Genomic DNA, 14,355 nt, shown 5'->3' with positions numbered 1-14,355 from the left:
GCCGGGGCTACTTGCTAGCGCGCGACCTCGCGCAGCGATCCGTCGACCCGTCGGGTCCAGCCACGTGAGTCGAGGTGCTCGAGCAGCGGCACGGCCACCCGGCGGGTCGTGCCGAGCGCCTGCCGGGCGGTGCTCAGGGTGAAGGGCTGCTCCAGCCCCGCCAGCACCCGCATCGCCCGGGCCGGACCGTCGGGCAGCAGCACGACGTCGTCGGGCAGTCGCAGCAGCCGCCCGAGGCGCGCGGCCGCGGCGAGCTCAGCAGGCCCTAGGCCGAGGTCGTCGAGGTCGCCCCGTTCCGGCGCATCGAAGGGGGAGTCCCGCAGCCTCCCTTCGACCGCCGCGACCCCCACCTCCGCGGGACCGAGGCCGGCCGCGGACGGATCGTGGACCCGGCCGCCGGTGATCGTCAGGTCGGTGCCCGAGACGAGCCTGCGGACGAGCTCGGGGCCGAGCGGCGCAGGGAGGTGCTCCGGCAGCAGCAGTGCCCTGGCGGCCTCGGCGACGGGCATCCCTGCGCTCAGGCGATCGGCACCGTGGTGGGCGGCGACCCACTCGACGAGCTCGGCTCGCCATGACTCCCACGCCCGGGAGTCGACCAGCCAGTCGCCCTGCCGCACAGCGGTGCTCGGCACCGGCAGGCCCAGTCGTTCGAAAGTGGCGACGCGATCTGCCGACCGGGAGCGCAGACGGGTCGTCGCGAGATCACCTCCGGCCAGGGCCTTGGCGCGGCGGGCGGCGGCACCGCGTCGGGTCAGCGGGAGCGGGTCGACGTCGAGGACCCGCACGGCCCACAGCCGCCGGCTGCCCGGGTCGCGCAGGATCGCCCGGTCGCCCACCCGCCACGGCAGATCTACGCGCGCCGACAGCCTGGCGAGGTCGTCACCGAGCGGCCGCACGTGCACCGGCACGTCGATCGACCCCACGTGCAGCGTCGCCTGCTCCGGCAGCCCCGCGCCGTCCTCGAGGTCGTGCGCACCCTGTGGTATTTCCGTAGGGACATGCGTCCCCGGTCGCATCTCCCTAGGGACATGCGTCTCCTTCCGTATTTCCCTAGGGAAATGCCGGCCAGGCGCGCCACCCACCTCGGTGAGCCGCACGTCGACGGTCGGGGCGAGCGCCCAGGCCCCAGGGGTGAGCAGGGCGGCCGTGCGCCCGACCTGATCGACGCGGCGCAGGTTGACGGCCGTCCGTGACACCGGCCCGACCTCGTCGCGGGCCTCGTCCTGGCTGTGCAGCCCGCGGACCGTCACCTCGCGGGTGGAGCCGTGGTCGAGCAGCAGCAGCCGGTCGCCGGTGCGGATCGTGCCGGCCCCGAGCGTGCCCGTGACGACGGTGCCCGCACCCGATAACGAAAAGGCCCGGTCGCACCAGAGTCGCACTGCCGCAGCGGGATCCGGCTCGGGCAGCCGGGCGGCGAGGTCGGCGAGCGCGGTGCGCACGTCATCGAGGCCGATCCCCTTCGACGCTGCCACCTCGACCGCCGGCACGTCGAGACCGGCCCCGGCCAGGCGCCGACCCGCCTCGCCACGGACCGCTGCAATGCGGTCGTCGTCGGCGAGGTCGCAGCGGGCGATGACGAGCAGCCCGTCGGTGATGCCGAGCGCCCGCACGGCCGCGAGGTGTTCGCTGCTCTGCGCCTGCCAGCCCTGATCCGCCGCGACGACGAAGACCACGGCCGGCGCCGGCCCCAGCCCCGACAGCATCGTCCCGACGAACCGCTGGTGCCCCGGCACGTCGACGAAGGCCACCTCGGCCCCGCCCGGCAGCGTCGTCCACGCATAGCCGAGCTCGATGGTCAGGCCGCGCTCCTGCTCCTCGGCGAGCCGGTCGGGGTCGCGCCCGGTGAGGGCGCGCACGAGCGTGGACTTGCCGTGGTCGACGTGGCCGGCGGTCGCGAGCACCCGCCTCATGACGAAGGGGGCCCCGCGCCGGTCGCGTCGTGGGCAGCGCTGTCGCCCAACGCCGCTCGTAGAGCACGCTCGATGTCGGTGTCTCGCTCGGGCGGCACGCACCGGAGGTCGACCAGGCCCCGGCCGCCCTCGACCCGGGCCAGCACGACGGGCACGTCGCCCGGGGGCCGCCGCAGCCGCTCGACCGCCTCGACGGGCACCTCGACCGCCCAGCCGGGCAGCGGTACGCCGGGGGCACCGCCACCCCCGACGCGGCCGTCGACTCCGACGACGTCACGATGCAGCGCCGCGGCCAGGGCGTCGACCCTCGGCCGCAGTTCGTCGGCGGTCGCGCGCAGGGCTGCGGTGACCGGTGGCACCGGGCCACGCACGGTCGCCTCGAGCGCGGCGAGGGTGAGCTTGTCGACCCGCAGGGCCCGGGCGAGCGGGTGGCGGCGCAGCCGCTCGACGACCTCGGCGTCACCGAGGACGAGGCCGGCCTGGGGCCCGCCGAGCAGCTTGTCGCCGCTGGCGGTCACGATCGTCGCGCCGGCGCGCAGCCAGGTCGTCGCGTCGGGTTCGTCGGGTAGCAGTGGGTCGGGGGTCAGCAGCCCGGAGCCGATGTCGGCGACGACCGGCACCGGTGAGCCGTCGGGCCGGGTCAGCCCGCGCAGCTCCTCCAGCCCGACCGACGTGGTGAAGCCGTCGACGCGGAAGTTGCTCGGGTGCACCTTGAGCACGCACCCGGTCTCGGGGCCGATCGCGTCGGCGTAGTCGCGCAGGTGGGTCCGGTTGGTCGTGCCGACCTCGCGCAGGCGCGCGCCGGTCGAGGCGATGAGGTCGGGCAGACGAAAACCGTCGCCGATCTCGACCATCTCGCCGCGCGAGACGACGACCTCGCGGCCGGCGGCCAGGGCGGTCGTCGCGAGCACGAGGGCGGCCGCGCCGTTGTTGACCGCCAGCGCACCAGCCGCGTCGGGCACGGCCTCGAGCAATGCGGCCAACGCGCCGGCACCCCGTCGGCTGCGCGCCCCGGTCGTCAGGTCCATCTCGACGTCGACGTAGCCGGCGGCATCGACGACGGCCTCGATCGCGCTGGGGGACAAGGGTGCTCGCCCGACATTGGTGTGCACCACGACGCCCGTCGCGTTGAGCACCGGCCTCAGGGACGAGGCCCGGGCCGGGAGCGACGCCAGCGCCGCACCGGCCACGTCCTCCGGCGGGATCTCGCCGGCCCTCGCCCGCTGCTGGGCCGCGACGATCGCCGCGCGCACCACCGGCCGACCGAGACGCTCCGCCGCCGCGACGAAGGGGGGATCCGCCAGCAGCGTGTCCGTGCGCGGGATCGACCGGCGCGGGTCCTCGCTCACGGGCGCTGCTCCCTTCGTCGGGCGTGGTGGTCGTGCAGATCTGGCGGAGGCGGACGGGAATCGAACCCGCCAGACCGAGATGCTCGGCCTCACCGGTGTTGAAGACCGGGGGGACCACCAGGAACCCAGACGCCTCCGAGGGACACCCTAGACAGTCGGACGCCCGCGATGCCGATGGCGACCGCGGCTCTGACGAGTCCTGGGCCTACGGTGGGTCCATGGAGCCGATCCGCCTGACCCAGTACGCGCGCGGCGGAGGCTGCGCCTGCAAGATCCCGGCCGGCGAGCTCGAGCAGATCGTCGCCGGTCTGCACGCCACCGCCCCGCCGGGGTCGGACGTCCTCGTCGGTCTCGACGACGGCGACGACGCTGCCGCCGTGCGACTCGCGGGAGGCCAGGCCGTCCTCTCCACGACCGACTTCTTCACCCCAGTCGTCGACGACCCCTACGACTGGGGGCGGATCGCCGCAGCCAATGCCGTCTCGGACGTCTACGCCATGGGTGGCGACCCGGTCATGGCGATCAACCTCGTCGCCTGGCCGCGCGAGCTGCTGCCGACCGACCTGCTGCGCGAGGTCCTGCGCGGTGGGCTCGACATCGCCACCGAGGCCGGCTTCCCCGTCCTCGGTGGCCACAGCATCGACGCTCCCGAGCCGATCTACGGCATGGCCGTCACCGGCACCGCCGACCCCGAGCGGCTCATGCGCAACGACGCGGCGGAGGCCGGTCTGCCGATCAGCCTGACCAAGCCGCTCGGCGTCGGCGTGCTCAACAACCGGCACAAGGCGACCGGCGAGCGGAGCGAGGAGGCGATCGCCTCGATGGTCACCCTGAACCGCGACGCCTCCCGGGCGGCCGTCGCGGCGGGCATCCGGGCGGCGACGGACGTCACCGGGTTCGGCCTGCTCGGCCACCTGTACAAGATGGCCCGTGCCTCGGGCGTCGCCGCTCGGGTCGACGCCACGGCCGTGCCCTACGTCGCCGGCGCTCGCGAGGCCCTCGCCGCCGGGCACGTCCCCGGTGGGTCGCAGCGCAACCTCGACTGGGTGCGGCCGCACCTCGCGGCCGACGGCATCGGCGAGGACGAGCTGATCCTCCTCGCCGACGCGCAGACCTCCGGCGGCCTGCTTGTCGTCGGCGAGGTGCCGGGCGCCCCGGTCGTCGGCGAAACGGTCGCGGCCGGCTCCCTCGGTGACGGCGTGCTCGTACAGGTCTCGTGAGCGAGGTCGACCGGGTCCTCGAGGCGGCTCGGGCCAGCCTGACTCGGTTCACCCCGCAGCAGGCCCACGACGCGGCGAAGGGGGGAGCCCTCCTCGTCGACACCCGCACCTCCGCGCAGCGGGCCCGGCAGGGCGAGCTGCCCGGCGCGCTCGTCATCGACCGCACCGTCCTCGAGTGGCGGCTCGACCCGACCTGCCCGCACCGCATCCCCGAGGCGCTGCCCAGGACCCGGGTCGTCGTGCTGTGCCGACAGGGCTACAGCTCGTCGCTGGCGGCGCACTCTCTTCGCTCGCTCGGGGTGGACGCCACCGATGTCATCGGCGGGGTCGAGGCCTGGGCCGCCGCCGGCCTGCCCCTGCACACCGGCCCCGCCGACATCCGGGAGTGACCGGTCGAGACGCGAGGATGCCCTCCGTGAGCGCGCGGAGCGTCACGGAGGGCATCAGCCGGAACCGGGGCCCGGACGTGCGGGCTGGCGGGCTGCGCCTCAGACGGGGACGTGCCCGATGTAGTAGCGCTGCACGTAGACCTTGGAGATGTAGACGCTGCCGGTCTTCGTGAGCTTGCCGGCCGTCGGGTACATGGTGGAGCCGTAGCCGGTCGGGGTACGCCAGCTCTTGGTGCACCGCGTCACGTACTTCGAGCTGTTGGTGAAGGAGGCGACGGTGCCGAAGGCCGTCGGCTGCAGGTTGGCCTTGGTGGTGCCCTTGCCGACGACGCAGTACCGGTAGGTGGCTCCCGGGACGGGCTTGAAGGAGCGGCCCAGCGTCGTCCACGAGGAGTACGAGAGGGACTTGCCGACGGTGGACGTCGACACGGTGCTCCAGCCGGAGGCGTTGGCGGGTGCAGCGGTGGTGCCGGCGATGCCCGCGGCCATGGCCACCGCCGCGGCCACGCCGAAGAGTCGAGTGCGCATGTGGAGTTGTCCCCTGATCTCGTGATGGTGGCCGACCCCGTGCCAGCCTGGTAGAAGACTGCCAGAGCCGCACCACCGTGCGCCAGAGGTGATCAGGCGTGCTGCGGCTTCCTCGTGATGACGGGGATGATCGCCCCCACGAGGGCGATGACGCCGACGACGGTGAAGGCGAGCGTGTACGCCTGGTCCTCGCCGATGAGCCACGAGATGAGCAGCGGGCCGACGACGCCACCGATCGACCAGCCGATGAGCATCAGGCCGTAGATCGCGCCGGAGTTCTTCACCCCGAAGAAGTCTCCGGCGGTCGACGGGAGGGTGCCGAAGGCCCCGCCGTAGCAGGTGTAGACGATCGCGCACAGCACGTAGAAGGCGACCGCCGAGCCGGCGTGGGGGATCGCGAGCAGAGCGAGCCCCTGCAGGCCGAGGATGCCGATGAAAGCCGGCATCCGCCCGATCTTGTCGGAGACCGCCGCCCAGAGGATGCGGCCGCCGCCGTTGAAGAGGCCCATGACACCGACGAGGGTCGCGGCCGCCGCAGCACTCATGCCGGCGACGTCGGTCGCCGTGCCCGCGGCGACCGAGATGAGCGAGATGCCCGCCGTCACCGAGATCGTCAGGATGAGCGTCAGCAGGTACCACTGCGGGGTGCGCATCGCCTCCTGCTGGGTGAAGTCCTTGCCGGCGGTGCTGGCGGGAGCAGCCCCCTTCGCCGCGGCCGGAGCGCCGCCGACGGTGTAGCCGGCCGGGGGGTTCTTGAAGACCGAGGCGCCGACGAGACCCATGACGAGGTAGGCGATGCCGAGGTAGAGGAAGACCTTGGTCGGGTACTGCTGGAAGTCATCGCTCGAGTCGATGAGCCGCTGCGCGAGCGGCGAGGTGATGACCGCACCGAAGCCGAAACCACCGACGGCGATGCCGGTGATCAGGCCCCGCTTGTCGGGGAACCACTTCTGCAGCATGGCGATCGGCACGATGTAGGCCAGGCCGAGGCCGAAGCCGCCGAGCACGCCGTAGCCGAGGACGAGCAGCCACAGGTCGGAGGCATCGCGCGCGAAGCTCGCGAGGATGATGCCGATCGAGTAGATCGTCACCCCGACGAGGGCGACGAGTCGTGGCCCCTGCTTGTCCTGGATCCGCCCACCGAGGAAGGTCCCGACGAAGATCATGCCGATGGCGACCTCGAAGGGGATGGTCGCCTGCACCTTGGTCAGCTCCAGCGCCGACGGGTCGGCCTGGATCGCCTTGCTGAAGGTGCTCCACGCGTAGACCGCGCCGATCGCGAGCTGGACGAGGACGCCGCCCGCGAGGATGAGCCAGCGGTTGCCGCCGGCGCTCGTCGGGGCCTGCTCGGTTGCCGTGCTCATGGAATCTCCCACTGATCGGGTGCCACCGGAGGGTGACGCCGTGCTACCGGACGGTGACGCTGCTGTCGTGGACGATGCCCTCCCTGCGACGACGCTCGAGGCGGTCGCGCTGCACCCGGACGGTGTAGCGCGGGTCCTTGGCCGACTCGATGCCCGCCTCGACGATGCCCATGCGGGTCAGTGCCGAGGCGGCGGCGAGGGCGGCGCCCGAGGCGACCGCGACGACCCGGCTGCGCCCGGCGAGCAGGGTGCCGAGCCCGCCACCGATGGCGAGGGCGCGGGCCAGGCGCAGGCGACCGCCTGCAGTGCCGGTGCGCACCGGCTCGTCGATACCCAGGTCGGTGAGGTGCTCCTCGAGGCGGTGCATCGCGAGCAGCTCGGTGCCGACACCGAGCAGCGCCAGTCGTCGCACCGGTCCGGCGAGGGCCGTGGGCGTGAGCACCATCTGCACGCCGCCGGCGGCCAGCGCGGCCGACCCGACGAAGACGAAGGGGAGCTGCCGCCGGCTCTCGTGCCACACCGGGTGCGCGGTGTCGGCGAGCAGCACCGCCGTGTAGGCCGCGAGCGGGGCGCCGAAGGCGGCCTGGCCGATGGTCGAGGGCGTGCCGAGGGCATCGGTGACCCGGGTGAGCGCGGGTACCGGACCACGGGAGGGCAGCAGGCGCAGCACCTCGGCGCCCGTGGTCACCCCGGCGAAGCCCGCGTAGGCGGACAGGATCCACGTGCCGACGGACATCGGTGAGGTGAGCTTGACCGTGCGCATCATGTTGAGGAAGCGCTCGGGCCGGCCGAGGTCGGCGACGAGAGCGATGCCGCTGAGGCCTACGGCAGCCATCGCCGTCAGGCGCGAGTTGCGTTGCAGCACGGAGTTGCCCGTGGCCGCAGCGCCCGCCTGGATGATGCCGGAGACACCGGCGATGCCGCCGACGAAGAGATAGGCGGAGATCTTGTGGTCCCACGGCACCGGCTTGACGATCGGCTGGCCGTAGTAGCTGCTGAACTCCGCGTCCGGCACCGCCGGCGCCTCGCGTCGGCCCCCGCCCTCGCGGGTGAGCCAGCTGCGGGCGGCGCCGGCCCTCCTCGGTCCCTGAGGTGCGACGGAGGAGCCTCGAAGGGACGCGCGGTCGCGCCGGCGCCGCCGACCACCCTCCTCGGGCGGTCGGTAGCTGTCGAAGGGAGAGGTCGTCACGATCGGCTCCCGAGGAAGGAGACGGCGACGGCGCCGAGCAGGCCGACCCCGGCGAGGCCGGCGGCGCGGAACATCTCGGGCAGGCGCTTGGTCGGGGCCTCGGGGTCCGGCGGCAGCCCGTACACCTCGGGCTCGTCGAGGAGGAGGAAGACCGAGCCGGTGCCGCCGACCCCGTCGTGCTCGTTGGCCCCGTAGAGGCGCGCCTCGGTGAAGCCCTGCTCGTGCAGCTGCGCCACGCGCGCCTTCGCCGTGGCGACCATGTCGTCGTGGGTGCCGAACTTGATCGACGTCGTCGGGCAGGTCTGCGCGCACGCGGGTGTCTGGTCGTGGGAGAGACGGTCGTAGCAGAGCGTGCACTTCTGCGCGACGCCCACGTTGGGCACGTGGTCGTCGGCCCGGACCGAGACGCTCGCGTCGTTGCGTCGCTCGATGACGCCGAAGGGGCAGGCGCCGACGCAGTAGCCGCAGCCGTTGCAGATGTCGGCCTGGACGACGACCGTGCCGTGCTCGCTGCGGAAGAGCGCACCCGTCGGGCACACATCGAGGCAGCCGGCGTGGGTGCAGTGCTTGCAGACGTCGGAGGACATCAACCAGCGAAACTCCGGCACGGCCCCGACCATCGGCACACCGTCCGCGGTCAGGCCGAGGTCCCCTCCCGGTCCCTGAGGAGGCGCGCCAGCGCCGTCTCGAAGGGCGGCGAGCATGTCGGTCAGTGCGGGCCCGTGCCCCTCGATCGGCGCAGGCAGGGTGCCGTAGCCGGCGGGCGCGCCCCCGGTCCCTGAGGTCCGAGCTTGCTCTGCGAGGTGGGCGGCGCCCCCGGTCCCTGAGGTCCGAGCCTGCTCTGCGAGGTGGGCGGCGCCCCCGGTCCCTGAGGTCCGAGCTTGCTCTGCAAGCGAGGAGTCGCGAAGGGACGGCATCCCCAGGTCCACGAGCCGCTGCCCGGACTCGCGGGCGGCCTCGATCCGCTCGCGGGTCTGCTCGACGAAGGCGACGTGTCGCCACGTGCTCGCACCGAGGTCGCCGGTGTTGTCGTAGGAGTTGCCGGTGATGGCCAGCCCGTCGAGCGGGATGCCGTTCCACTCCTTGCACGCGACCTCGCAGGCCTTGCAGCCGATGCAGATCGAGGTGTCGGTGAAAAATCCCTTGCGCTCGGGCGCCTCCTGCCACCCGGCGTCACGGGCCGGGTCGGTGGCCCCGGCGAGCTGGCGGGCGAGGTAGCCCATCACGGTCTCCCTTCGTCGTGGGGCTCGTCGCGGTGGGTGTTGCCCGTCTCGACGGTGGTGCCCGAGCGCGACTGGTACTCGGCGACGAAGCGCAGCAGCTCCTCCCCACGCGGCCGACGGCCGGGGATGATGTCGCAGGAACCCACCTTCGACTCCTGGATCTGGACGTTGGGGTCGAGCGCGATGCCGAGCAGGTCGTTGGCCCCGTCGCCCTCGACGACGGCATCGCGGCCGACGCCCCAGTGGTAGGGCAGACCGATCTGGTGGATCGTGCGGCCCTTGATCGTCAGCGGGGTCATCCGCTCGGTGACGAGCACGCGCGCCTCGATGGCGCTGCGCGCCGAGATGAGGGTCGCCCACTCGCCGTTGACCAGGCCCTGCTGCTCGGCAAGCTCTGGCGAGACCTCGCAGAACATCTCGGGCTGCAGCTCCGACAGGTAGGGCAGCCACCGGCTCATGCCGCCGGCCGTGTGGTGCTCCGTGAGCCGGTAGGTCGTGAAGACGAAGGGGTAGACGTCCGACCCCGGCTCGTCCCCGGAGGGGCTCCACAGGTTGTCCTTGCGCGGGTAGACCAGCCGGGCCGGGTTGCGCTGCTGCCCGTAGAGCGGGTTGGCGACCGGTGACTCCTGCGCCTCGTAGTGCGAAGGGAGCGGACCGTCGACCATGCCCTTGGGTGCGAAGAGCCAGCCCTTGCCGTCCGCCTGCATGATAAAGGGGTCGTCGCCGGCGATGGCCGCCGGCCCGCCGACGTCAGGGTCGGGCCGGAAGGACGGGTCGCGGTCGACAGGGAAGTCGGGGACGTCCTTGCCCGTCCACTTCTTCGCCTCCTCGTCCCACCAGACGTACTTCTTGCGCTCGCTCCAGGGCCGACCCTGGGGGTCGGCGGAGGCGCGGTTGTAGAGGATGCGCCGGTTCATCGGCCAGGCCCAGCCCCACTCGGCAGCGGTCTCGTCCTGCTCCTGGCCGGGCACGCGGTTGGCCGACCTGTTGACCCCGCCGGCGTAGACGCCGGTGTAGATCCAGCAGCCGCCCGAGGTCGAGCCGTCGGCCTTCATGTCGGCGAACTTGTCGAGCAGCTGCCCGGCCTTGTCGCCGGAGACGTGGTAGCCGTTGATCTCGCGCAGGACCGCCTCGGCGTCGGTCTCGCCGTGCTCGTCCTTGGGGTAGTCCCACGTGAGGTCGAGCAGCGGGCGGTCACGCTCGTCGGTCGAGTCGGCGAGGCGCTCGCGGATGCGCACGCCGAGCTCGTGGAAGAACTCGAGCTCGCTCTGCGCGTCGTTCGGCGGCTGCACGGCCTGGTGGTGCCACTGGAGCATCCGCTGGGTCTGGGTGAAGGTGCCCGACTTTTCCACGTGGTTGGCCGCGGGGAAGAAGAAGACCTCGGTGTCGATGTCCTCGGTCTTGAGCTCGCCGCTGGCGATCTCGGGGGAGTCCTTCCAGAAGGTCGCCGACTCGATGAGCTGGAAGTCGCGGACGACGACCCACTTGAGGTGCGTCATCGCCAGCCGCTGCATCTTGCCGTGGGCGGAGCCGACCGCGGGATTCTGCCCGAGCACGAAGTAGCCCTCGACCTCGTCCTCGAGCATCGACATCACCGTCTGGTAGGTGCCGTGGGCGCCGGTGAGGCGCGGCAGGTACTCGAAGCAGAAGTCGTTGTCGGGGGTCGCCGCGTCACCGAACCACGCCTTGAGCAGGCTCGCGGTGTAGGCCGGCGCCTCGGTCCAGAAGCCCTTCTGCAGCGGCGAGGAGATGCTCGCCAGGTACTGCTCGAGGCTGTCGTGCGTGCCGACCACCGGCATCGGCAGGTAGCCGGGCAGGAGGTTGAAGAGGGTCGGGATGTCAGTCGAGCCCTGAATGCTCGCGTGCCCGCGCAGCGCCATGATGCCGCTGCCCGGTCGGCCGACATTGCCCATGAGCAGCTGGAGGATCGCGGCGGTGCGGATGAACTGCGCGCCGAGGCTGTGCTGGGTCCAGCCGAGGGCATAGGCGAAGCAGGTCGTGCGCTCGCGACCTGAGTTGCTCGTCAGCGCATCGGCGATCTCACGGAACTGCCACTGCGGGATGCCGCACACCTCCTCGACCATCTCGGGCGTGTAGCGCGCGTAGTGCCGCTTGAGCACCTGGAAGACCGAGCGGGGGTGCTGCAGAGTCTCGTCGCGCTCGACCTTCGCGTGCTCGAGCGCGGGCCCGGCCGCGCCGTGCTGGTCGCCCGCGGCGCGGGCGCTCTTGTGCGCTCCGTGCTCGTGACCACCGCTCGGGCCGCCGACCTCGTCGTCACTGGGGTCGCCCCCTTCGCCGTCCTCGCGCTCGGCGTAGGCCCACGAGCTCATGTCGTAGGTGCCGGTGCGCTCGTCGTAGCCGGAGAAGACGCCGTCGAGGTCCTCGGTGTCGACGAAGTCCTCGCCGACGAGCGTCGCCGCATTGGTGTAGGCGACGACGTAGTCACGGAAGAAGAGGTCGTTGTCGACGACGTGCTTGATGAGCGCGCCGAGCAGCACGACGTCGGTGCCCGCCCGGATCGCGACGTGCGTGTCAGCGATAGCGGAGGTGCGGGTGAAGCGCGGGTCGATGTGGATGATCCGCGCACCGCGGGCTTTGGCCTCGGAGACCCACTGGAAGCCCACCGGGTGGCACTCGGCCATGTTGGAGCCCTGGATGATGATGCAGTCCGCGTTGGCCATGTCCTGGAGGGACTGGGTGGCGCCGCCGCGCCCGAAGGAGGCTCCCAGACTGGGAACCGTGGCGGAGTGTCAAATACGCGCCTGGTTCTCGATCTGGATCGCGCCGGCCGCCGTGAAGAGCTTCTTGATGAGGTAGTTCTCCTCGTTGTCGAGGGTGGCTCCCCCGAGCGAGGCGATGCCCATGGTGCGCCGAAGGGGGCGGCCGTGCTCGTCGTGGTCCTGCCACTTCGCCGCCCGCGAGGCGAGGAAGCGGTCGGCGACCATGTCGATGGCCTCGTCGAGCTCGATCCGCTCGAAGTCCGTGGCCCCCGGCGCGCGGTAGAGCACGTGCGTCTGCCGGGTCGGCGAGTTGACCAACTGCTCGCTCGCAGCGCCCTTGGGGCACAAGCGCCCCCGGCTCACCGGCGAGTCCGGGTCACCCTCGATCTGGACGACCTGCTCGTCCTTGACGAAGACCCGCTGGCCGCAGCCGACGGCGCAGTAGGGGCAGACGCTCTGCACGACGCGGTCTGCCGTCGACGTGCGCGGCTCGGTCTCACGGGTGCGGCGCGAGGTGACGGCGTTGCCCCGCCCGAGGAAGTCGCCCGAGGCCAGCTGCCGCAGCACGGGCCAGCCGAGGAAGGTCGAGTCCTTCGGTGCCATCGCTGCTTCTCCCTTCGTGAGACGACGTGCTCTGGATCACCGTAGCCCCTTCCGGTCCCTGAGGAGTGAGGCCGCCTGCGCCTGCCGACCTCCGGTCCCTGAGGAGTGAGGCCGCCTGCGCCTGCCGACCTCCGGTCCCTGAGGAGTGAGGCCGCCTGCGCCTGCCGACCTCCGGTCCCTGAGGAGTGAGGCCGCCTGTGCCTGCCGACCTCCGGTCCCTGAGGAGGTCGCCCCGCGACCGTCTCGAAGGGACGCCAGCCCGCCTACCAGGCGTAGGGCTCGAAGTTCTTGAGGAAGACGCCGTAGAGGTCCTCGCCGCGCTCGCCACGGACGATCGGGTCGTACACGCGGGCGGCGCCGTCGACGAGGTCGAGGGGCGCGTGCCAGCCCTGGGCGGCGATCTCGAGCTTTTCGTGGTGCGGTCGCTCGTCGGTGATCCAGCCGGTGTCGACCGCCGTCATGAGGATCTTGTCGGTGTCGTACATCTCGCCGGCGGAGGTGCGGGTCAGCATGTTGAGCGCCGCCTTGGCCATGTTGGTGTGTGGGTGGCCGGCGCCCTTGTACCGGCGGGAGAACTGCCCCTCCATCGCCGAGACGTTGACGACGTAGGCCCGGGCGGCGTCGCCGACGACCTGGCGGCGGCGCTCGACCGCCGCCCGCATGGCCGGCCGCAGCCGCGAGACGAGGAGGAAGGGGGCCACCGAGTTGCACATCTGCACCTCGAGCAGCTCGAGGGGGTGGACCTCGTCGACGGTCTGCTTCCACGAGTTGGTCGTGACGACGTCGGGGAGCAACCCGCCGGCGTCGACGGCAGTGCCCGCGAGGTGGGCCTCGAGGGAGGCGTTGCCGGCGGACAGGGCCAGCCGGGTCAGGTCGGCGGCGCTGCGCCCGGTGAGCTCCTCGTGCGGCACGGGATGCTCGCCGAGCGTCCCGACGAGCGCGGCGGGGTGGGCATCGCTCACCCGGTCGAAGGAGATCGTCGCCGGTGTCGGCCCGTCGATCTCGAGGGGCTGCGACTCGCCGTCGACGAGCTGGCTGTAGGCGCCGGGGGAGCGGCGCACCGTCTGGCAGGCGTTGTTGATGAGGATGTCGAGGGGCCCGCCGGCGGCGATCTCGTCGGTGAGCGCGACGACCTGGGTCGGGTCGCGCAGGTCGATGCCGACGATCGTCAGCCGGTCGATCCACTCCGGCGAGTCCGCGAGCTCGGCGAAGCGCCGGGCGGCGTCGCGCGGAAATCGGGTCGTGATCGTCAGGTCGGCCCCGTCACGCAGCAGCCGCAGCGCGATGTACATGCCGATCTTGGCCCGCCCACCGGTGAGCAGCGCGCGGCGACCGCGCAGGTCGGTGCCCTGGTCGCGGCGGGTGTGGCTCATCGCGGCGCAGTCCGGGCAGAGCCAGTGGTAGAAGGCGTCGACGAGCGTGTAGTCGGCGTGGCAGATGTAGCAGCCGCGCGGGATCTGCAGCTCGCCGACGAAGCGGCTCTCGCTCGTCGCGGCGAGCGGGATCCCCTTCGTCTCGTCGTCGATGCGCAGCGGTGAGCCGGTCGCGGTCTTGTCGAGCACGGCCTGGTCGTGCGCCATCTTGGGGCCGCGCTCGGCCTGCCGGGCCTCCCGCCGCCGGGCCTTCTTCACCCGGTTGTACATCGTGCCGGCGGCCCGCTTGACCTTGGCGATGTCCTCGTGGCCCGGGGGCAGCTCGTGCAGCATCCCCAGGACACGAAGGGTGGTGGCCAGGTCCTCGGGGTCGACGCCGGCCACGTCGGGCGTGGTCGAGGCGTCGTCAGGGGTGGTGCTCACGGGGTTCGAGGATACGGCCCACACCCACCCCGACCCGCCAAGTGCGCATTTCCCTAGGCAAATG

Annotated in this window: 10 protein-coding genes and 1 tRNA gene; 2 read left to right on the top strand and 9 right to left on the bottom strand. The window is 72.2% G+C overall.

The genetic code is table 11. The features are described 5' to 3' along the window. Positions 1-14: 14 nt before the first annotated feature. The 3 genes from AB4Y78_RS08690 to AB4Y78_RS08680 all read right to left on the bottom strand — a co-directional run bounded on the left by AB4Y78_RS08690 (position 15) and on the right by AB4Y78_RS08680 (position 3,396). A complete protein-coding gene (locus tag AB4Y78_RS08690; RefSeq protein ID WP_441713354.1) occupies positions 15-1,910 on the bottom strand; it encodes a SelB domain-containing protein in 1,896 nt (631 codons plus the stop codon). Then, entirely contained in the window at positions 1,907-3,259 is a 1,353-nt protein-coding gene (gene selA / locus AB4Y78_RS08685; protein WP_441713352.1) for an L-seryl-tRNA(Sec) selenium transferase, read from the bottom strand. Before selA ends, AB4Y78_RS08690 begins: the two co-directional genes overlap by 4 nt. A 41-nt stretch (positions 3,260-3,300) precedes the next feature. After that, a tRNA-Sec gene (locus tag AB4Y78_RS08680) sits at positions 3,301-3,396 on the bottom strand. 81 nt (positions 3,397-3,477) lie between these two features. Here AB4Y78_RS08680 and selD point away from each other — a divergent pair. Together selD and AB4Y78_RS08670 are read left to right on the top strand one after the other, a co-directional pair. Beyond that, positions 3,478-4,479 (top strand): selenide, water dikinase SelD, encoded by a 1,002-nt coding sequence (gene selD, locus AB4Y78_RS08675; protein ID WP_441713351.1) that lies wholly within the window; start codon positions 3,478-3,480, stop codon positions 4,477-4,479. Further along, positions 4,476-4,868, top strand: coding sequence for a rhodanese-like domain-containing protein (locus tag AB4Y78_RS08670; protein WP_441713349.1), 393 nt, complete (start codon positions 4,476-4,478; stop codon positions 4,866-4,868). The genes selD and AB4Y78_RS08670 overlap by 4 nt, the downstream gene beginning before the upstream one ends. Before the next feature lie 99 nt (positions 4,869-4,967). Here the strand turns inward: AB4Y78_RS08670 and AB4Y78_RS08665 are convergent, their stop codons facing one another. From AB4Y78_RS08665 to AB4Y78_RS08640, 6 genes are all read right to left on the bottom strand, one after another. Continuing rightward, the gene (locus AB4Y78_RS08665) at positions 4,968-5,396 is read right to left on the bottom strand and encodes a hypothetical protein (protein WP_259909568.1); all 429 of its coding nucleotides are present in this window, start codon (positions 5,394-5,396) and stop codon (positions 4,968-4,970) included. 92 nt (positions 5,397-5,488) lie between these two features. Beyond that, complete coding sequence (locus AB4Y78_RS08660) at positions 5,489-6,760, bottom strand: L-lactate MFS transporter (RefSeq protein ID WP_265230236.1); 1,272 nt, start codon at positions 6,758-6,760, stop codon at positions 5,489-5,491. A 43-nt stretch (positions 6,761-6,803) separates the two neighbouring features. After that, complete coding sequence (nrfD, locus tag AB4Y78_RS08655; RefSeq protein WP_265230235.1) at positions 6,804-7,949, bottom strand: NrfD/PsrC family molybdoenzyme membrane anchor subunit; 1,146 nt, start codon at positions 7,947-7,949, stop codon at positions 6,804-6,806. After that, the gene (locus AB4Y78_RS08650; protein ID WP_441713347.1) at positions 7,946-9,172 is read right to left on the bottom strand and encodes a 4Fe-4S dicluster domain-containing protein; all 1,227 of its coding nucleotides are present in this window, start codon (positions 9,170-9,172) and stop codon (positions 7,946-7,948) included. The genes nrfD and AB4Y78_RS08650 overlap by 4 nt, the downstream gene beginning before the upstream one ends. Continuing rightward, on the bottom strand, positions 9,172-12,495 hold the full coding sequence (gene fdh, locus AB4Y78_RS08645; protein WP_441713346.1) for a formate dehydrogenase: 3,324 nt from the start codon (positions 12,493-12,495) through the stop codon (positions 9,172-9,174). The genes AB4Y78_RS08650 and fdh overlap by 1 nt, the downstream gene beginning before the upstream one ends. 263 nt (positions 12,496-12,758) lie before the next feature. After that, the gene (locus AB4Y78_RS08640; RefSeq protein ID WP_259909563.1) at positions 12,759-14,291 is read right to left on the bottom strand and encodes an SDR family NAD(P)-dependent oxidoreductase; all 1,533 of its coding nucleotides are present in this window, start codon (positions 14,289-14,291) and stop codon (positions 12,759-12,761) included. Between the last annotated feature and the right edge of the window lie 64 nt (positions 14,292-14,355).

Origin of the sequence: Janibacter sp. RAF52, assembly GCF_052114035.1 — a bacterium.
Lineage (GTDB): Bacteria > Actinomycetota > Actinomycetes > Actinomycetales > Dermatophilaceae > Janibacter > Janibacter hoylei.
This window is presented reverse-complemented; position numbering and strand designations above follow the sequence as displayed.